Consider the following 17,985-nt stretch of genomic DNA (forward strand, 5'->3'; position numbering starts at 1 on the left):
CTCCTTCTGCCTGGCCGGCGCGTCCGTGAGCGCCAGGAACACCTCGTCCAGCGTCGGCCGGCGCAGCCCCAGGTCCTCCACGCCGACACCGGCGGCGTCGAGGGCCGCGGCGACCCTGACCAGGGAGGCGGCACCGTCCGAGACGGGCACGGAGAGCCGCCGCCCGAGGGCGTCGATCTCGGGCTCGCCGGGCAGCACGCCGCGTACGGCCTCGACGCCGGGAGCCAGGTCCGCGGCCTCGCGGAAGGCCACGCTCACCCGGTCGCCGCCCACCTTCGCCTTGAGCTCGGACGGCGACCCGGCGGCGACCACCCGCCCCGCGTCCATGACGGCGATCCGGTCGGCCAGGTGGTCGGCCTCGTCGAGGTACTGCGTGGTGAGCAGCAGGGTCGTCCCCTCGGCGACGAGCCGGCGCAGCATGTCCCACAGCGCGAGGCGGCTGCGCGGGTCGAGGCCGGTGGTCGGCTCGTCCATGAACAGCACCGGCGGGCTGACGATCAGGCCGGCGGCCAGGTCGAGCCTGCGGCGCATGCCGCCCGAATAGGTCCGCACCGGACGGTTCGCCGCCTCGGCCAGGCCGAACCGCTCCAGCAGTTCCTCGGCCCTGCGGCGGGCCGTACGGCGGGGCAGGTGGTAGAGCCGGCCGAACAGCTCCAGGTTGCGGCGGCCGGTCAGCAGCTCGTCGAGCGCGGCGTGCTGGCCCACCAGGCCGATGCGGTAGCGGAGCCGTTCGGAGTCCCCGGCCACGTCGCAGCCGGCCACCCGGGCCGAGCCGCCGTCGGGGCGCATGAGCGTGGTGAGGATGCGCACCATCGTCGTCTTGCCGGCGCCGTTGGGCCCGAGCAGGCCGCACACGGAGCCGCGCGGCACGTCGAGGTCGACGCCCCGCAGCGCCTCGCTGGTGCCGAACCGCTTGCGTACTCCTTCCGCATGGATCACGGCATCTCCTTAACGCAGTTAAATTTAACAACGTTAAGGATGCATTGAACGCCGTTAAGCTGTCAACCGTGGCACTCGAACGCGACACGATCGTCAGGACCGCCATCCGGCTCCTGGACGAGGTGGGGCTGGAGAAGCTGACCCTGCGCAGGCTCGCGACCGAGCTGGGCGTGCAGGCCCCCGCCCTCTATTGGCACTTCAGGAACAAGCAGGAACTCCTGGACGCGATGGCCGAGGCGATCTCCGTACAGGAGCCGTTGCGGCCGCTCGCCGAGGGGGAGTCGTGGGAGGAGTGGCTGGCGGAGTGGTGCAGGGGTCAGCGCCGGGTGTTCAAGTCGCATCGCGACACCGCGCGCCTCACCGCCGGCACCCATCCGGGCACGGCCACGCTGAAGACCGTCGAGACGATCCTGGAGTCGCTGCAACGCGTGGGATTCACCCGTAAGGACGCGATGTGGGGTCTCGGCACGCTCACGAGCTTCCTCGGCGGATTCGTCCTGGAAGAGCAGGCCGACCAGGAGCGGGGCGTGCTGAACCCGGCCTTGTTCGAGGAGGCGCTCGAGAGCCTCGCGCAGTATCCGAACGTGTGCGCCGTCATGGCCGAGACCAAAGGCCCGCAGACGGACGCGTCCTTCGAGCACGGCATGGCGCTGATCCTGTCCGGAATGCGGGCCCGTCTGGAGGCCCGGCCGGACGGCCGGTAACCAGAACACCCGAGTTCGGTAACCAAAGCAGTCGCATCTTCGGGTAGTCAGGAGGGGATGGAGAACTCGTGGTTGAGGGCGTACGCCCGTAGGACGGCCGGCAGCCGGCCCGCCCGGGTGTCCGCCCGTGTGCTCGCGGTCCTGCTGGCGGCGGTGGTCGGCGGATGGCTCGGGATGACGTTCGGCGCCAAGGTGGACACCCCGGTCGGGCCCGCCGACATCGGGATGTCCCTGGCGCCGTCCTGGAGCGGGGAGACCGTCATCGACGTACGGCCCCTCGGAACGCTCAGCTTCAACAGCCACGACGGCCCGCTGCGGCTCGACCTGACGATCGAGGCGGTCCATCCGGAGGTCGCGGAGGAGATTCTCAAGAATCCCCGGTGGGCCGACCGGCTGCCGACGACCATCGAGGCCGACGTCATCGCCGGGCTGCGCAGCCTCGTCGTGCGCGCGGCGCTGTTCGCCGTCGTTTTCGGGTTCATCACCGGCCTGGTCGTCTTCCGGCGGCTGTCGCGGGCGGCCTGGACCGCGGCGGGCTCGCTGGCGATGGTCGCCGTCCTCGGCGGCGTCTCCGCGCTGACCTTCAACCCCCGCTCGATCGCCGAGCCCCGATATACCGGGCTGCTCACGGGCGTGCCGTCCCTGGTCGGCAGCGCCGAGGCGATCGTGACCAAGTTCTCCGAATATCGCGGCCAGCTCGCCAAGCTGGTGACCAACGTCTCCCAGCTGTACGAGGCGGGGTCGACCCTGCCCATCTTCGACCCCGATCCGGGCACCATCCGCGTGCTGCACGTCTCCGACCTGCACATCAACCCGCTGGCCTGGAACGTGATCAAGTCGCTGAAGGACCAGTTCAAGGTCGACTTCATCGTCGACACCGGCGACATCAGCGACCACGGGACCAAGGCCGAGAACGAGTTCGTGAAGGAGATCGGCTCGCTCGGCGTGCCGTACGTCTACGTGCGCGGCAACCACGACTCCCTGACGACCCAGCGGGCGGTCGCCAAGCAGAAGCACGCCATCGTGCTGGACGGCACCGCGGCCACGGTCAAGGGGCTGACCATCTACGGCATCGGCGACCCGAGGTTCACCCCCGACAAGTCCGTGCAGGCGGCGGGCGACGAGAGCACGACCCTTCTCGACCTCGGCCGGGTCAACGCGGCCAAGCTGGCGCCGCGCGAGTGGCCCCGGTCCCCCTCCACCTCGGCCCCCGACAAGATCGCCGCCGACATCGCGGCCGTCCATGACCCGACCGTGGGCCGCGGCCTGTCCGGGTATGTGCCGCTCGTGCTGAGCGGACACGTCCACGCCCGGTCCACCGAGCTGCTGCCCTCGGGCACCCGGCTGATGATCCAGGGGTCCACCGGAGGCGCCGGCCTGCGCGGCCTGGAACACGACGAGCCGACCCCGTTGACCGCCTCGGTGCTCTACTTCGACAAGAGCAGCCACCGCCTGGAGGCCTGGGACGACATCACCGTCGGCGGCCTCGGCGAGCAGTGGATCCAGTGTGAGCGTCATATCGAGCCGGACCCTGGCCGTACAATTTTTCCCGAGTCACCGCAGGCACCGCCGTCGCCGACGGCAACCGGCAGCGGCTCGCCGTCGCCGGCCGCTTTGGCATCAGGGGCAAACGTCCCCTATGCTTCAGAGGTCTCCGACGGAAGGCGTCACGGAACAGGGCGGAAGCCTTGAGCCCCCATCGTCTAGCGGCCTAGGACACCGCCCTTTCAAGGCGGCGGCACGGGTTCGAATCCCGTTGGGGGCACGTGGAGCGCGTCGGGCGCACCGGATGACGGAAGGTCGAAGACCTCCCGGAAGCTGGTAAGCTAGGCGAGCCGAACAACACGGGGAAGCGAAAGCCCCCCGGACATAAAGGTCCTGTAGAGCAGTTTGGAGTGCTCGCCACCCTGTCAAGGTGGAGGTCGCGGGTTCAAGTCCCGTCAGGACCGCGTACGGCGGCAGCCGCCGGAGGTCAGGTAGCTCAGTTGGTACGAGCGTCCGCCTGAAAAGCGGAAGGTCGGCAGTTCGACCCTGCCCCTGACCACCATCTTTGAACAGCCCGAACGCTCCGTAGCGAAGATCGCTCCGGGGCGTTTTTGTTGTTCTGACGACAACGCTGACGACAGTAGTCATGGCGGTCAGGTTGCAAGGGCTGGAGAATCCATGCTGTGAGCCGGACTGACAACACGATGCCGCTGCGCATACAAGAGCAGGACGGCCGTCGTTACAGGCATGACGTGGGCGGGTCCTACAAGGGCATCGGCGGAGACACGAGCATCGCTGAACGGAAGGCTCGGCAACGCGTTCGGTTGACCCTGCTACGGGTCGAGGAACCGGAGCCTACGAGGCATCGCCACAGCGAGAAGTGGCTTTATTAGGGAACGTGGAAAAGCACTTCAAGACCTCCTGGAGCGCGGGCGGCGGCCGGCCGCCGAGGTGCGCGCGCGGATCCTCGCGGCGACGGGGGCGCTGCTGCTCGACGAGGGCGCCGTCGAGGTGCTGAGGCAGGCCCAGGAACGCGGTCAGCTGCGCCCCGACCTCGATCTCGACGTGACCGTCGACCAGCTCTGGGGCCCCTTCTACCACCGGCTGCTGCTGTTCCCGAACACGTGATGGAGATCCGGTGCCGGTCGGACGGCAGCGCGGGCACCGTCAGCACGTCGCGCTCGCCGCCCCCGTCGACGGGCTTACGCTTGGTGAACCTCCTGGAAGACCTCCCGGGCGACGCGGTAACCGTCGAAGGCCCGGGCCGCGCCGGCGTACGCCTCGATGTGCACGAACGCCTCCACGATCTCCTCCGGGGTGACGCCGTTGTTGAGCGCGATCCGCAGCTGCCCGCGCAGCGGTTCGAGCGTGCCCAGGGTCGCGGCGATCGTCACGGAGACGAGGGCGCGGGTGCGGGTGTCGAGGACGTCGGTGCGCGGCCACGCGTCGCCGAAGGTGTGCCGGGTGGCCAGGCGCATGAAGTCGGCGGCGTTGGCCGGCTCGCCCGGGCCGGGTTCCAGGAACGGCTCCAGCCTCCTGCCGAGCAGGTGCGCGGCGGTGTCGAGCGCGGCCTCGTAGCCGGGTTCCCGCTGGGTGTCGATCATGTGGTTCCTTCCGGATCAGTGCTGGGGGAGCGCGTTGAGCGCGCCGTACTGGCCGCCGCGCACCCGCGCGGGGTCGAACAGGCCCGACAGGTGGGCGACGTCGTCCGCGCTCAGCGGAACGGCCGTCGCGGCGGCGTTCTGGCGCGCGTACTCCGGCCGCTTGGTGCCGGGGATGGGCGCGATGTCGTACGGCTGGGCGAGCAGCCAGGCCAGGGCCACCTGGCCCGGGGCGTGCCCGCGCTCGGCGGCGAACGCCTTCAGCCCCTCGACGAGGCGGAGGTTGCCGGCGAAGTTCTCCTCCTGGAACTTGGGCAGGGTCGAGCGGAAGTCGTCACCGTCGAACGAGGTCTGGCTGGTGAAACGGCCGGCGAGCGCGGCTCGCCCCAGGGGGCTGTACGGGACGAAGGTGATGCCCAGGTCGCGGCAGGCGGGCAGCACCTCCTGCTCCACCTCGCGGGCCCAGAGCGAGTACTCGCTCTGGAGGGCCGAGATCGGCGCCACGGCGGATGCCCGGTGCAGGATGTCCGGACCGACCGCGCTGAGACCGATCGCGCGCACCTTGCCCGCGGTCACCAGCTCGGCCATCGCGCCGACGGTGTCCTCGATCGGCACGGTGGTGTCGTGGCGGTGGACGTAGTAGAGGTCGATGTGGTCGACGCCGAGGCGGCGCAGGCTGGCCTCGCAGGCGGCGGCCACGTACTCCGGGCGGCCGTCGTAGACCACCCCGCCCTCCTCCGAGGGCCGCGCCCCGAACTTGGTCGCGAGGACCACCCGGTCGCGCAGGCCGCGCACGGCGCGGCCGAGCAGTTCCTCGTTGTGGCCGAAGCCCTTCTGGGACTGGCCGGTGGCCGCGCCGGCGGCGCCGTAGATGTCGGAGGTGTCGAAGAAGTCGATGCCGGCCTCGACGGCGGCGTGGATCGTGGCGACGGACTCCGCCTCGTCGGCGTCGCCGTAGAACTGGGACATCCCCATGCAGCCCAGGCCGATCGGCCGGACGGAGATGTCGGTGTGCCCGAGGGTGACACGGGCTTCGCGCATGATGGTCCTCCTGGTCTTCAGGCGGCGATGGTCTTGTACTCGACGTACTGGGCGAGGCCGGCGACGCCGAACTCCCGGCCGATGCCGCTGCTCTTGTAGCCGCCGAAGGCGCCGTCGTAGGTCGGGGCGGCGCCGTTGACGGTCATCCACCCGGTACGGATCCTGCGGGCGACCTCGATGCCGTGCTCCCGGTCGGCGGCCCACACGCCACCGCCGAGGCCGTACTCGGAGTCGTTGGCGATGCGGACGGCGTCGTCCTCGTCGTCGAACGGGATGACGACCAGGACGGGGCCGAAGATCTCCTCGCGGGCGATCCGCATGTCGCTGTCGACATCGGCGAACAGCGTCGGACGGACGTAGTACCCGCCCTCCAGCCCGGCAGGGGTCTCGAGTCCGCCGGTCACCATCCGGGCGCCTTCGGCGACGCCGAGTTCGATGTAGGAGCGCACCCGCTGCTGCTGGTCGGCGCGGACCATCGGCCCGATGAAGGTCTCGGGGTCGGAGGGGTCGCCGACCCGGACGTCCTCCATCATGGCGGCCAGCGCCGCGACGACCTCCTCGTAGCGGCTGCGCGGGGCGAGGATGCGGGTGTGGGCCACGCAGTTCTCGGCGTTGTTGCCCAGCGACAGGGCCCTAAGGCCTGCCACGACCGCCGTCAGGTCGGCGTCCTCAAGGATGATCGACGCGGACTTGCCGCCCAGCTCCAGGCTGACCCGCTTGAGCTGCTCCCCGGCGACGGAGGCGATGCGCCGGCCGGCCGCGGTGGAGCCGGTGAAGGCGATCTTGTCGACGCCGGGGTGGGCGACCAGGTACTCGCTGGTCTCGCGGCCCGCTGGCAGGATGCTCACCACTCCCTCGGGCAGCCCGGCCGCGTCGAAGACCTCGGCGAGCGCCAGGGCGTCCAGCGCCGTCTCCGGGGAGGCCTTCAGGACGACCGTGCAGCCGGCGAGCAGCGCGGGAACCAGCTTGACCAGGGCCGACTGGTGTGGAGCGTTCCACGGGATCACCGCCGCCACCACGCCGACGGGTTCCCGGCGCAGCCGCGTCGTGGCGTCGCCGACGGCGCCCACCTCCTCCTCCCAGCCGAGAGCGGCGGCGGCGCGCACGTACGCCTCCGTCATCTCCGGGAGGGACTGCAGGTGCGTCCAGCGGGTGAACCACAGCGGTGAGCCGTTCTCGGCGGTGACCAGGGACGCGAACTCCTCGGCGCGGACCGCGTAGAGCGTGGAGAACCGCTCCACGACGGCGCTCCGTTCCTGTGGGCTCATCCGGGGCCAGGGGCCCTCGTCGAACGCCCGGCGGGCGGCGGCGACCGCCCGGTCGACGTCGGCGGGGGCGGCGTGCGGTGCGGTCCCGACCAGCGAGCGGTCGTGCGGGGAACGCACCTCCAGGACGTCCGCGGTGGCCGGGGCGACCCACTGGCCGCCGACGTACAGGTTCGGGTAAGTGATCACGGAAATACTCCTCACGTAGGTGTCCATCGGACCTTTATGACTATAGCGGTCCATTGGACACGTATCAACTGTCCGATGGACCGCTAATGTGGGAGCTGCCATGATCCGCGGTGCGCGAGGAGGTTCGATGGACGAGGTGGAGGCGCCGTCCTTCCAGCGGGCCAGGCGACCCGAGCACCGGGAGCTCCGCAAACAGGAGATCCTGGACGCCGCGGAGGCGCTGCTGGCCGAGATGCCCGCCGACGAGATCAGCCTCCGGGAGCTGGGGCGCCGGCTCGGGGTGTCCAAGACGCACGTGGTGCGCTATTTCGAGAGCCGGGAGGGCGTCTTCCTCGGGCTGCTCGCCAGGCTCCGGCTGGCCTGGCTCGACGCGCTGGCGGACGAGTGGCCGGCCGCGCCGTGCGAGCCCGACCAGGTGATGCGGGCCTGGGCCGATTCGCTCGCCGCCCGGCCGGTCCTGTGCCAGCTGTGGAGCATGCTGCCGACCGTCCTGGAGCGGAACGTCTCCGCCGGCACCGTGCGCGCCTACAAGCTCATCGACCTGGAGCACCGCACCCGGCTGGCGGGGCTGGTCAGGGAGCGGGTGCCGGCCCTCGGCGCGGGTGACGCTCTCACGCTGACGGAGTACGCCGTCGTCGCGCTGGTGGGCCTGTGGTCGTTCAGCAACCCGACCCCGACCATCGTCGAGGCCACGTCCGACCCCCGGCTCGCGGGCTCCCGGGTGGACTTCGCCACCATGTACGGCGAGATCCTGCAGACCACCCTCGCCGGTCTGCTCGCCCGAGCGTGAGCCGCCCCCGGTTCAGCGGACCGGCCGGACGTACTCGGTGAGGGTTCGGCGGTACGCGGAGTACTACTCGGATTGACGCGGCACCGTGCGGCCTACGGATCGGAACGTTGCGTAGTGGCTCAGGCCGTGACGACCGCGTACTCGGCGTGCGCCGGCCCGCTGGGCGGGCGTGCGGCCTCTCCGGGCCGGTCCCGCCCGGCCGCCCCGCCGCACAATCGGCGCAGGAGCTATGACGTAAGCAGGTCGGCTACCCACGGCGCTCCGGCTTGCAGAAGGCCGACCAAACTGGAACGACTGGCGGCACCAGCGTCTCCGGGGTGACGAGCCTAGGATTGCGCGATGAGCCCCAACAGCATGCCGGCGGCCGAGGTGCCGGTGTCCCCGAGCTTGGTGCGCCAGCTGCTGACTGACCAGCACTCCGACCTCGCCGGACTCGGTATCAAAGTGCTGGCCAACGGCTGGGACAACCTGGTCTGCCGGCTCGGCGACGCCTACCTGGTGCGCCTTCCCCGGCGCGCCCTGGCCGCCCAACTTGTGGTGAACGAACAGCGCTGGCTGCCGAGCCTGGCTGGTCGTCTGCCACTGCCCGTTCCGGCGCCGGTGCGCATCGGGCGGCCGAGCCGCGGGTATCCCTGGGACTGGAGCGTGGTGCCGTACCTGCCCGGGGATGTCGCGGCCCGCACGCCGCCCGCTGATCCGGGCGAGGCGGCTTTGGCCCTCGGTGGTTTCCTCGCCGCCCTGCACTCGCCGGCGCCGACGGACGCCCCCGTCAATCCTTCGCGTGGGATCCCGCTCTCCGGCCGGACGGCCGGAGTGATGGCCCAACTGCCGCACCTGGACGACCCGGCCAAACGGGCCGCTGCGCTGCGGGTATGGGAGTGCGCTGTCGCCGCGCGCGAGTGGGACGGCCCGCCGGTGTGGCTGCACGGTGACCTGCATCCCGCGAACATACTGGTCGACCGCGGGCGGGTCGGCGCTGTGATCGACTTCGGCGACATCACCGCCGGGGACCCCGCCACCGATCTGGCCGTGGCCTGGATGGTCCTGCCCGCATCTCGGCGAGAGGACTTCCGGAGGGCGTACGGTCGCGCGGACGCCGGCACATGGGCTCGGGCGCGGGGGTGGGCGCTGGCCCTGGCTCTTGTCTTCCTGACCCACTCCGCCGACAACCCGCTGATGGCCGGGATCGGCCGCCGCACCTTGAACGCAGTGCTGGAGCAGTAGGGCGTGGGCGAAACCCAGGAGGATCAGCCGATCGAGATGGGCTGAAGCCGCGACGATCGCCCACTTCGCTACTCACCGTACATGGCCCTGGCAGCGTGCCGGAGGAGAGCGACTACCCAGAGATCGACAGCGAGGGACCCGAACTCCCGGGCCTACCCGAGCAGGCCCCAGTGCACCGCCCACGGCACGAACAGCACGCCGCCGGCGAGAAGCACCGCGAACCGCGTCCTCGGCAGGTCACGCCGGCGCCACAGCACCCATCCAAGCGTTCCGGTCGTCCCCACCGTGGCGATCGTGAGCAGTTGCAGGACGAGCCAGGCCGCCGGGCGTCCCCACAGCACAGGACCGGGCACTTTCGCCGCGGTGATCAGCAGGAACAACAGGTAGACCAGGGTTCCGGCGAGCGTCAGCGGCCCCAGCCCCGCCAGCCACCGCGCCACCGGCAGCCCTTGACGGCCTCTGCGCCTGGAGAGCGGATAGGCCAGGAAGGCGCCGAACAGGACCAGCAGCGTCGCGAGCTGCGCCCAGGCCGCGTCGTACCAGGCCGGCGTGGCGATCACCGGCACATCCGGCTCGGCATCGAGGTCCACGCCGGACGAGGCGGGCGGGTGCGTGGGATCGGCGATCCACGCGGCCTCGGCATCGCCGTAGCCGGCGGGCAGTGTGGGCAGCCGGTCGTAGCCGTCGGCCTGGGTGACATGCAGGTTGTGATTGACCGAAGGAACGATCCGGATCACGTGGTGCGCATTGCCCCCACGCTCCAGCGCGGTCCGGATCATCCGGCTGCTCTGCCCGGGGATGCTGTCCCGGTCGAGCTGCCCCCACTGGGCGAGCACCGGCTGCCGCACGGCCCGCCAGTGCGGAATCGGGTCGAAGCCGGCCTCGGGGAAGAGGCGCGCACCGATCGTGGCCGCGGTCGCCGTGTGCTGCATCGTGCCGATCAGCCCGCCGGTCACCCCGGCGTGGCGCAGGTACGTGCCGTACGCCCACGCGGTCTGCACCGCCGGCGTGGTCGCGACGGCTCCCACGGTGATGAGGAACGCGACGTCGCTCGACCGGGCCGCGATCGGCGAGACGAAGGCGCCCTCGGACAACGCCCAGAGCCCGACTCGCGCCGGGTCCACGTCCGCCCGTTCGCGCAGCAGCCGTACGGCGGCCAGTGCGTCGTCGGCGAGCACCGAATAGTCCCGCTGCGTCAGGCTGTAGCCCACCGTGCGCTTGTCGTAGACCAGGGCCACGATCCCGTGGCGTGCATACGCTCGCGCCTCCGGCATCAGGTAGCCGCGTCCGCGGTTGCCCGCGCCTTCGAGCAGCACGACCCCCGGCCGCCGGGTCGTCACCGCGCCCTCCGGTGCCAGCACGGTGTCGTCCGGAGCCAGCACGGTGCCGTGCAGGACCACGCCCCCGGCACCGGTGAAACTCACCTCGGCAGTTCGTACGGCCGCAGAGGCTGCTTGTGCGGGTACGGGCAGCGCAGCCGCTACCAGCACCAGCATCAGTACCGTCAACACTCGTCGCATGCTGCGAGCGTGCCGGGCCCGGACAGGGGCCGGACAGGGCGGCCGCACCCGGATCGCCTGGGGTGCAGGCACACTGTCGGACGGGTGGTTCACCCTTTACCGTCGATCCCGTGGAGATCCGCGACCGTCTATACGAACTCCGCGGGCTGGCGGTGGGTGCGCTGCTCGGCCTGCCCGCGCCGATCCTGCTGGCCGCGCTGGTCGTCTCGGTACCGACGAGCCTGTTGGCCGGACTCGGCCTCGGCGTCTTCGCGTGCGTCGTCTGGACGACCCGTCGGCTGGCCGACGCCCAACGCAGCCGTACGGCGGTGCCGTCCGCGTATCGCCCGCTGCCCACCGGCGTCGCGGCCAGGCTGCGTGCCGTGGTCCGCGATCCGGCGACCTGGCGCGACGTCGCCTGGTTGCCGTGCCAGTTCGTCGCCGGCCTGACCGGTCTGGTGGCCGGCGCCGGGCTGTGGCTCGGCGCGCTGGAATGCGTCGCCGCGCCCGCGCTGCGCGTCCTCCTTCCGGAGCCCACCGGTTTCGATCCGGCTGTGCTGGAGTGGACCGGCCGCTCCGGCCCGGCCACGTGGCTGCTGGTGCCGGCCGGTCTCGCCCTCTCCGCCGCCGCGTACCGCCTCCCGCGTCACCTGGTACGCGCGCAGACCGCGCTGGCGAGGGCCCTCCTCGGGCCCACCTCGGCGGCCCGCCTGACCGCCCGAGTGGACCGGCTGACCGCGGCCCGGGCGGCGACCGTCGACGCGTCCGCCACCGAACTGCGCCGCATCGAGCGGGACCTGCACGACGGCGCCCAGGCCCGGCTGGTCGCGTTGGCCATGAACATCGGGGTGGCCGAGGACCTTTTCGACACCGACCCGGCGAACGCCAAGGCGTTGCTCGCCGAGGCCCGGCAGGGCGCCGGCGCGGCCCTGACCGAGCTGCGTGACCTCGTGCGAGGCATCCACCCGCCGGTGCTGGCCGACCGCGGTCTCGCCGCGGCGGTCGAGGCGGTGGTGCTGGACACCGCGATCCCGGTCGAGCTGGATCTCCGTCTCGACCGCAGGCTGCCCGCACCCGTCGAGGCCGCCGCGTACTTCGCCACCGTGGAGGCACTGACCAACGCGATCCGGCACAGCGGCGCCGGCCGGGTGCGCGTGTCCCTCGTCGACGCCGGCCCGATGCTGCGCATCGAGGTCGGTGACGACGGCCGGGGAGGCGCCGATCCGTCGAAGGGGACCGGCCTGCGGGGCATCCGGCGGCGGCTGTCCGCCTTCGACGGCGAGCTGCGAATCACCAGCCCGGCGGGCGGACCGACCATGCTGCACATGGACCTGCCGTGCGCGTCCTGATCGCCGAGGACCAGGCACTCCTGCGCGACGGGCTCACCCGCATGCTCACCGCGTACGGCTTCGAGGTCACGGCCACGGTGTCCGACGGCGCCGGCCTGGCGGCGGAACTGATCGCGGTCCGCCCCGACATCGCGGTCGTCGACGTACGTCTGCCTCCCACCTTCACCGACGAGGGGCTGCGGGCAGCCATCGCCGCCCGCCGGGCGGTACCCCGCCTGCCCGTCCTGGTCCTCTCGCAGTATGTCGAGCGGCTCTACGCCCGCGAACTGCTCGCCGACCGTGGCGGCGCGGTGGGCTATCTGCTCAAGGATCGGATCGGCGAGGTTCGCCAATTCGTCGACGCGCTGCGCCAGGTGGCGGCGGGGGCAACGTTGATCGACCCGGAGGTGGTGACGCGCCTCGTGCACCGGCAGGACGCGCTGACCACCCTGACGCCACGGGAGCAGGACGTGCTGCGCCTGATGGCCGAGGGCCACTCCAATGCCGCGGTCGCCGAGCGGTTGGTCATCACCGAGAAATCGGTGAGCAATCTCATCAACAGCCTGTTCGCCAAGCTCGGCCTGCCCGCCTCCGCCAGCCACCACCGCCGGGTCATGGCCGTGCTGACGTATCTCGACGCGCCGTCGGCTCGACGACAACCCTGACGACATCGCGTGCCAAGGGCCGCACGCTGCCGAGGTTGACGCCCCTCCCAGCGGAGCCCGTGCAGTTTCCCGCGGCGTAGGCCGGGGCAGAGCGCCAGGACATAGAGCGCATAGAGCCGGTGTTCCCTGACACCCGCGCTCACCGGCTCAAGACGTTTTGGGAAGAGGCGTTGTCGAACGGACTGGTGGACTTCGCCTCGATCCGGTTGCCGTTCGCGCTGACCGTCACGGCCGTCGCGGCGGCCCACTTGAAGACGCAGTCCTGGCCGTTCTGACCGTGGACCCAGAGAACCTCCGTGCCCGCGTAGTTGGGCTCGGTTCCGCGGATGTGGAGGGTGAGTTGTCCGGCGGGGAACGGGCAGCCCGAATTCGGCTCTCGTACCTCGGTGACCCAGTAGCCCTCCCATCCACCGCTGATGGGGCGTAGCTCGATGCTCCCGCCCCCGCTCATGCTCCATCTCCCGCTCAGGTCCCTGCCGGTCACCTGGAGGCGGGCGGTCGCGCGACGGTCCAGGCTACGGCCCGTTGCGACGATCTCGACATCCCCGGGTGTGCCGGGCGCGGTCGCCTCAAGGGAGGCGCCGTCCGCCTGCGCGGCGACGGTGTCGAGTGAGGCACCGCCGAGGGTGAACCTGACCGGCTCACCATCGTCGAACCCGTGCGCAGAAACCGTGACCTTCTGACCGGCGGCGACGTTGGGCGGCGACAGCGTAAGCGTGATGACCGATACGGTCCCACGCGCCGACCGTCCGGAGGCGCTACCCGTCGCGGTGATGGTGTACGGCCCGGGGACGATTCCTGGCGTGACGTCGAGCGTGGCCGCGCCATGGGCGTCGGCGGTGGCCGTCGGTGGCTGCCTGGATACAGAGGGACCCGACCAGACGAACGCCACGGGCTCGCCCGGCGAGAAGCCGGTGGCCCGCACGGTCACCGCCTGCCCCGGGGGAACGGAGCTCGCGGAGAGCGTCAGCCCGGCGCCGGGGAGCGGCCTTAGCGGGCTGGGCGTGACCGTTTCCGGTGAGCGCCAAGGCGAAGGCGGGGGTGAAGGCGAAGGCGGGGGTGAATGCGAAGGCGGGGGCGAAGGTGAGGACGGGCGCATCGTGACCGACCGACCGGTGTCGGAAAGGGCCGGCGTGGCATCGGCCGTAGGGGTGGGACTCGGATGCGTTGCCGCGACGCTCACCCCGATCACCCCGAGGGCCGCCACCGTCGCGGCGGTGACCACTGCGACGGCGATCGATTGGACGCTGACGACACCGGCTCCCGTCTTGCCGCCGAGCGTACTGATGGCGACACCCGCCCCTGCGCCGCCGACGGTGAGCCCGGCCGCCAGACCGAGGGCACGTTTCCTGGTGTTCTCCTCACTCTGGAAATAGGCCAGGTCATCAGCCGCACCGACCCGCGCGGCGGCCTGCGCGCCGAGGTCCAGCACCCGGCCCCACGAGCCCCACCGCAGCGACCGGCCGAGCGCCGCCGCCACTGTGCGGGCCAAAATCCGCGCCGGGTCGTACGCTTCCCGTGCCATCGCCAGCTCGAGAACACCTATCACCACCGGGGCGCTCTCGACGATCTGCCCGCGCACGGCGGTCGCGGCCCAGGCGGCCAGGTTGGAGGCGTACAGGGCGGCATCGATGCGCTCATGCGCGCTGTCATCGGCCCGAACGAAGGCGCCGCCTGAGGGGTCCACCAGCCGGAGCTGCGTGAGTCTGGCGATGGCGCCACTCGCGGACCCGATCCCGGCCAGGGCCGCGAGTGGCCCCGGCGGCACCGGCCGGCCGGGCAGCGCGCCGAGCGCCTGGTAGACGGCCAGCGCGTCCAGGTCAAGCGAAGCCGCCAGGACCGAACGGGGATCGGCACCGATCCCACCGGTCAGCGCGAGCACGGCAGCCGCCTGGAGCAGCAGCCGAGGGTGCCCGCCCGAGCGGCGGCACAGATCGCGGGCGGCCACCGCCTGCGCGGGCGTCAGCGAGATCCCGGCCTGGTGAATGACCAGGGCCATCGCGGCAGCTTCCGGCAGACCGCGCAGTTCGAGGGAGTAGGCGTTCTCGGCCATGCCTCGTGCGGACGACCCGATCAGCAGGCTGCTCGCCGGTGTCGCGTCGAGCAGGGTGGCCAGGTCGCCGGGAGGGCCCTCGAAGTCGTCGACCACGATCAGCGCCCGGACCCTGCCCATCAGCCGCCGCAGCCGCGCGGGCGAGGGCCGATGGTCGGGACTGTCGTAGCAGATTTCGAACAGCTCCTGCACGAGATCCTCGGCCGGGCGGCCTGCACCGGACAGGAACAGCACCTCGTCACCGGCCTCGCGCCTGTCGGCGGCGATCCGGCGCAACAGTGCCGACTTGCCGATCCCGGGCACCCCGTGCACCTGCACCAACGCGCCCGGCGTTCGCAACCACCTGTCGATCTGCGCCAGCTCGCCGTCGCGCCCCCACAGCACACCCGCGATCAGCGGATCGGAAGGGGCAGGACGCCGCGTTACGTCCGGCACAGACCCACCGGGCTCGATCCGGGAGGCGCGGTCGGCGTAATAGGTGACGACGTTTCCGTCACCGACAATCACCACACCGTAGACGTCGCCCCCGATGTCCACCTGGTGTCCCATTGCGAGCCCTCTCCATCAAGGCTGATGCGTCACCCGAAATACCGCGTTGTTGTTCGACCCCGCGATGATCTGGCCCGAAACGCTGCCGCCGACGTTGATGTTCGTCGAGCCCTTTTCCTTGAGCCCGGCCACGAGCGCCTCGATTTCGGCCATGCTTTCCGGGTGATTCTCCAGTAGCGCCTGAATCCGACCCTGAAGGTGTCCGGCCACGACCGACACCGGAATCGCCTCTGCGCGGACCGCCCCCGCCGCCTCGTCGAGTTCGGCTGACTCACGCTGCTCCTGGTCCTGGTCGCCACGGCCGAGTAGCCGGGCCACCTTCCCCCGTACGCCCGCCCACCCATCGGTGACCATCGCCTGAACGAGCGCCTGACCCGCGGTGGCGGCCAATGCCATCGCCGCAATGTCCATGGCAGACCCTCCTCGTGTGACTACTACATGGAACGTACGGATCCACGGATGGCCCCCGATAGAGGGCTATCCCTGAACTACTCATGTGGTGCGGTCCCGCTGGAAGAACAAAGCCAAGAAATGAATCAGAACGAGACCGTCACCACAGGGAATGCAGGGGAATCACGGGCTGAGCCGGCCGCAGGACCGTGGTCCTCACCCTTCAATGTCCGTGTAGTCCGGCGCGAAGCCCGAACCAGCCGATCGTGGCGACGAGGGCGACCTGGAGCAGATACCCGACGGCGACGGCCACAGCGCCGAGTGACTCGGTCGGCAGCCCGACGAACACGACGACGTATGCGATGCCCGCGATCGACAGCCGGCGCGGCATCGTCTTCGAGATCAGCGTCCCGATGAGCGCGAACAGCGCCCCGAGCGCGATGGCGATCTGGGTGCCGATGATCGCCGGCAGGAGTTGGCCGAGATGTGCGTTCAGGACGTCGAAGAGCTGCCGGCCCTCGGCCTCGGGCAACACCTCGGGGTCGGCCGCGTACGCGAACGGCAGCACCTGGGCGGTGATCGTGAGGGCGAAAAGGATCCCGCCGATCCCGGTCAGCAGGGCGCCGACCAGGTTGAGCACGCCGGCTCTGCCCCGCGCGAGCAGCACGAAGAAGACCGCGGCGGCGACCCAGGAGACCGCATACCCGGGGCCTCCGAGGTACAGGTTCATCGGCCAGTACGCGCCGCCTGACGCACGTACGTCGTCGTACCGGATCGTGCCGTCGAACGGCGGCTCCCAGAACGTGAACCCGGTCCGTCCGGCCAGCGAAACCAGCAGCAGGACGAAGAGCCCGAGGAGAGCGACGCGCCGCGGGGCCGAGCGGGCCAGGACCGGCTCGGCGACTGCGGCGGCCGGGGGGATCACGGTGCCGGGAAGTTCGGGTGAAGTCACGGCCGTATGCCTCCTTCGATCGGTGTCAGCGCGACGCGCGCTGTCGTCCACCGTCATCGTGGAGGCGTCGTGCGGGCATCGGCCTCAGCACCTATCTTCGGAAAGCACCAGCTCAGTCGGCCTTGCTCAGCCCCTGTGGCCCCCGGTTCGCGGTGGCGTGATCCAGCCAGATCCTCGCGGCCCGCACGCGACGATTCGTCTCCGCCCCCGGCGACGACCGTCACGGCCGCGACGAGGAACGCGACCGAGGCCGGGCCGAGCCGGAGACCGGGAGCCGCGATGATGGTTCCGGTCCCGAGCACGACCAGGGCCGCGCCGGCGAGCCCGGCGCCGCGCACGACGATCGTCACCTGGCGGCCCTCGATGCCGCCGCGCGCGGCGATCAGCGCGCAGGCGGCGCTGAACGCCGAGGCTCCAGCGAGCGCGACGAGGAACGCGACCGAGCCCAGCGACGGCTCGACGGCGCCAGGGTCACGGGCAATGGCGAGCAGGAGGCAGAAGCAGACGGTGAGCGGAGCGGCGGTGGCTCCGGCCGCGGCGACCCCGATCCGCGCGCGGGCGGGTCCCTCCGAGCCGAGCGCTGCACGCCACAGCGTCACCGGGACGAGCAGGAGGGCAAGGACCCCGAGCAGCGTGGCGAAGGTGCCCACCGGTTCGATCACCGTCCGCCAGGACTCCGGCGCGATGGTCGGCAGGCCGGTGAACGGCTCGCGCGCTTTCGTCGCCAGCGCGTTGACGAGCGTGAGCGTGCCGATCACCGCGGCCAGGACCGGGTGCGTCCAGGGCGTCCTCGAACCGGTCCGGATGGCCGCGGATGCGGTGAGCTGCATCAGGGCGAGCGGCGGGATCCACGCCGAATTCCAGGCGGCGACCGCGAGCGCGGCGGTCGGATGCCCGGCCCTGACCACCCATACCGCCCAGGCCGCCAGAACGAGATAGGCGAGCAGGGCGGCGCAGAGCCAGGTCGCGAACCTGCCGGCCCGCTGGTTGCCCACCCCGGCGAGCCGAGTGGCGGCAACGGCCGCGCCGGTCGCTCCCGTCGCCAGCGCGAGCACACCGACCGGGTCGGTGGGGAACCCGTCATCGCCGGCCAGCCGGAACGCGAACAGAACGGCCACCGCGGCACCTCCGGCGACCCCGGCCAGAACCCGGCCCGCGGACGGCAACTGAGCGATGGCGACCATGCTGCTCCTACCCGCGGTCGGTCACGAGCCGAGCCGGCGTCCTGCGCCACACCTTAACGACCAACAGACCGGGCGTCGCCTGACATTCGGGCGGGGTGCGCCATCGGGCCGGCCGCTGCCAGGTTCG

The 17,985-nt window shown here is 71.3% G+C and carries 16 protein-coding genes and 3 tRNA genes; 10 read left to right on the forward strand and 9 right to left on the reverse strand.

Features of this window, described 5'->3' with window-relative positions:
- The coding region (locus FLX08_RS37260) for an ATP-binding cassette domain-containing protein (RefSeq protein WP_142624972.1) at positions 1–939 on the reverse strand (939 nt) is incomplete at its 3' end.
- A gap of 68 nt (positions 940–1,007) precedes the next feature.
- Here FLX08_RS37260 and FLX08_RS37265 point away from each other — a divergent pair.
- From FLX08_RS37265 to FLX08_RS37290, 6 genes are all read left to right on the forward strand, one after another.
- Positions 1,008–1,643 (forward strand): TetR/AcrR family transcriptional regulator C-terminal domain-containing protein, encoded by a 636-nt coding sequence (locus tag FLX08_RS37265; RefSeq protein ID WP_167530724.1) that lies wholly within the window; start codon positions 1,008–1,010, stop codon positions 1,641–1,643.
- A gap of 57 nt (positions 1,644–1,700) precedes the next feature.
- A complete protein-coding gene (locus FLX08_RS37270; protein ID WP_142624974.1) occupies positions 1,701–3,335 on the forward strand; it encodes a metallophosphoesterase family protein in 1,635 nt (544 codons plus the stop codon).
- Positions 3,336–3,408, forward strand: a tRNA-Glu gene (locus tag FLX08_RS37275).
- Between the two features lie 109 nt (positions 3,409–3,517).
- Positions 3,518–3,592 (forward strand) — tRNA-Asp (locus tag FLX08_RS37280).
- 21 nt (positions 3,593–3,613) lie between these two features.
- Positions 3,614–3,690: transfer RNA gene (locus FLX08_RS37285), tRNA-Phe, on the forward strand.
- Between the two features lie 302 nt (positions 3,691–3,992).
- Positions 3,993–4,256 carry a TetR-like C-terminal domain-containing protein gene (locus tag FLX08_RS37290; protein ID WP_142624975.1) on the forward strand — a complete coding sequence of 88 codons (264 nt, stop codon included), beginning with the start codon at positions 3,993–3,995 and terminating at the stop codon, positions 4,254–4,256.
- 74 nt (positions 4,257–4,330) lie between these two features.
- Here FLX08_RS37290 and FLX08_RS37295 read toward each other — a convergent pair whose 3' ends face one another.
- The 3 genes from FLX08_RS37295 to FLX08_RS37305 are packed head-to-tail and all read right to left on the reverse strand — an operon-like array spanning position 4,331 to position 7,224.
- Positions 4,331–4,732, reverse strand: a complete 402-nt coding sequence (locus tag FLX08_RS37295; RefSeq protein ID WP_142624976.1) for a carboxymuconolactone decarboxylase family protein — start codon at positions 4,730–4,732, stop codon at positions 4,331–4,333.
- Positions 4,733–4,747: 15 nt separating this feature from the next.
- The gene (locus FLX08_RS37300; RefSeq protein ID WP_142624977.1) at positions 4,748–5,770 is read right to left on the reverse strand and encodes an aldo/keto reductase; all 1,023 of its coding nucleotides are present in this window, start codon (positions 5,768–5,770) and stop codon (positions 4,748–4,750) included.
- A 17-nt stretch (positions 5,771–5,787) separates the two neighbouring features.
- Positions 5,788–7,224: an aldehyde dehydrogenase gene (locus FLX08_RS37305; RefSeq protein ID WP_142624978.1), complete on the reverse strand. Its 1,437-nt coding sequence runs from the start codon at positions 7,222–7,224 to the stop codon at positions 5,788–5,790.
- A 127-nt stretch (positions 7,225–7,351) separates the two neighbouring features.
- Here FLX08_RS37305 and FLX08_RS37310 point away from each other — a divergent pair, with 127 nt between their 5' ends.
- Entirely contained in the window at positions 7,352–8,014 is a 663-nt protein-coding gene (locus tag FLX08_RS37310) for a TetR/AcrR family transcriptional regulator (protein WP_167530725.1), read from the forward strand.
- 339 nt (positions 8,015–8,353) lie between these two features.
- On the forward strand, positions 8,354–9,238 hold the full coding sequence (locus tag FLX08_RS37315) for an aminoglycoside phosphotransferase family protein (protein ID WP_244313168.1): 885 nt from the start codon (positions 8,354–8,356) through the stop codon (positions 9,236–9,238).
- A gap of 152 nt (positions 9,239–9,390) precedes the next feature.
- Here the strand turns inward: FLX08_RS37315 and FLX08_RS41025 are convergent, their stop codons facing one another.
- Positions 9,391–10,662 (reverse strand): alpha/beta hydrolase family protein, encoded by a 1,272-nt coding sequence (locus tag FLX08_RS41025; RefSeq protein ID WP_208761912.1) that lies wholly within the window; start codon positions 10,660–10,662, stop codon positions 9,391–9,393.
- 206 nt (positions 10,663–10,868) lie between these two features.
- On the opposite strand from FLX08_RS41025, the gene FLX08_RS37325 reads away from it, so the two are divergent.
- Positions 10,869–12,086, forward strand: a complete 1,218-nt coding sequence (locus FLX08_RS37325) for a sensor histidine kinase (RefSeq protein ID WP_142624981.1) — start codon at positions 10,869–10,871, stop codon at positions 12,084–12,086.
- On the forward strand, positions 12,074–12,730 hold the full coding sequence (locus tag FLX08_RS37330) for a response regulator (RefSeq protein ID WP_142624982.1): 657 nt from the start codon (positions 12,074–12,076) through the stop codon (positions 12,728–12,730). The genes FLX08_RS37325 and FLX08_RS37330 overlap by 13 nt, the downstream gene beginning before the upstream one ends.
- Positions 12,731–12,869: 139 nt before the next feature.
- Here the strand turns inward: FLX08_RS37330 and FLX08_RS37340 are convergent, their stop codons facing one another.
- The 4 genes from FLX08_RS37340 to FLX08_RS37355 form a co-directional block, all read right to left on the reverse strand.
- A complete protein-coding gene (locus FLX08_RS37340; RefSeq protein WP_142624983.1) occupies positions 12,870–15,332 on the reverse strand; it encodes an ATP-binding protein in 2,463 nt (820 codons plus the stop codon).
- 15 nt (positions 15,333–15,347) lie between these two features.
- Positions 15,348–15,743: a hypothetical protein gene (locus FLX08_RS37345; RefSeq protein WP_142624984.1), complete on the reverse strand. Its 396-nt coding sequence runs from the start codon at positions 15,741–15,743 to the stop codon at positions 15,348–15,350.
- Positions 15,744–15,945: 202 nt separating this feature from the next.
- Positions 15,946–16,674, reverse strand: coding sequence for a hypothetical protein (locus FLX08_RS37350; protein ID WP_142624985.1), 729 nt, complete (start codon positions 16,672–16,674; stop codon positions 15,946–15,948).
- A gap of 53 nt (positions 16,675–16,727) precedes the next feature.
- A complete protein-coding gene (locus FLX08_RS37355) occupies positions 16,728–17,858 on the reverse strand; it encodes a hypothetical protein (RefSeq protein ID WP_142624986.1) in 1,131 nt (376 codons plus the stop codon).
- Between the last annotated feature and the right edge of the window lie 127 nt (positions 17,859–17,985).

The sequence above is a fragment of the Microbispora hainanensis genome (assembly GCF_006874475.1).
GTDB lineage: Bacteria > Actinomycetota > Actinomycetes > Streptosporangiales > Streptosporangiaceae > Microbispora > Microbispora hainanensis.

Excerpts from the sequence above, each read along its gene's own strand:
- FLX08_RS37355 (WP_142624986.1), bottom strand. The coding sequence starts at position 17,858 with ATGGTCGCCATCGCTCAGTTGCCGTCCGCGGGCCGGGTTCTGGCCGGG.
- FLX08_RS37315 (WP_244313168.1), top strand. The coding sequence starts at position 8,354 with ATGAGCCCCAACAGCATGCCGGCGGCCGAGGTGCCGGTGTCCCCGAGC.
- FLX08_RS37300 (WP_142624977.1), bottom strand. The coding sequence starts at position 5,770 with ATGCGCGAAGCCCGTGTCACCCTCGGGCACACCGACATCTCCGTCCGG.
- FLX08_RS37340 (WP_142624983.1), bottom strand. The coding sequence starts at position 15,332 with ATGGGACACCAGGTGGACATCGGGGGCGACGTCTACGGTGTGGTGATT.
- FLX08_RS37345 (WP_142624984.1), bottom strand. The coding sequence starts at position 15,743 with ATGGACATTGCGGCGATGGCATTGGCCGCCACCGCGGGTCAGGCGCTC.
- FLX08_RS37270 (WP_142624974.1), top strand. The coding sequence starts at position 1,701 with ATGGAGAACTCGTGGTTGAGGGCGTACGCCCGTAGGACGGCCGGCAGC.
- FLX08_RS37310 (WP_167530725.1), top strand. The coding sequence starts at position 7,352 with ATGGACGAGGTGGAGGCGCCGTCCTTCCAGCGGGCCAGGCGACCCGAG.
- FLX08_RS37295 (WP_142624976.1), bottom strand. The coding sequence starts at position 4,732 with ATGATCGACACCCAGCGGGAACCCGGCTACGAGGCCGCGCTCGACACC.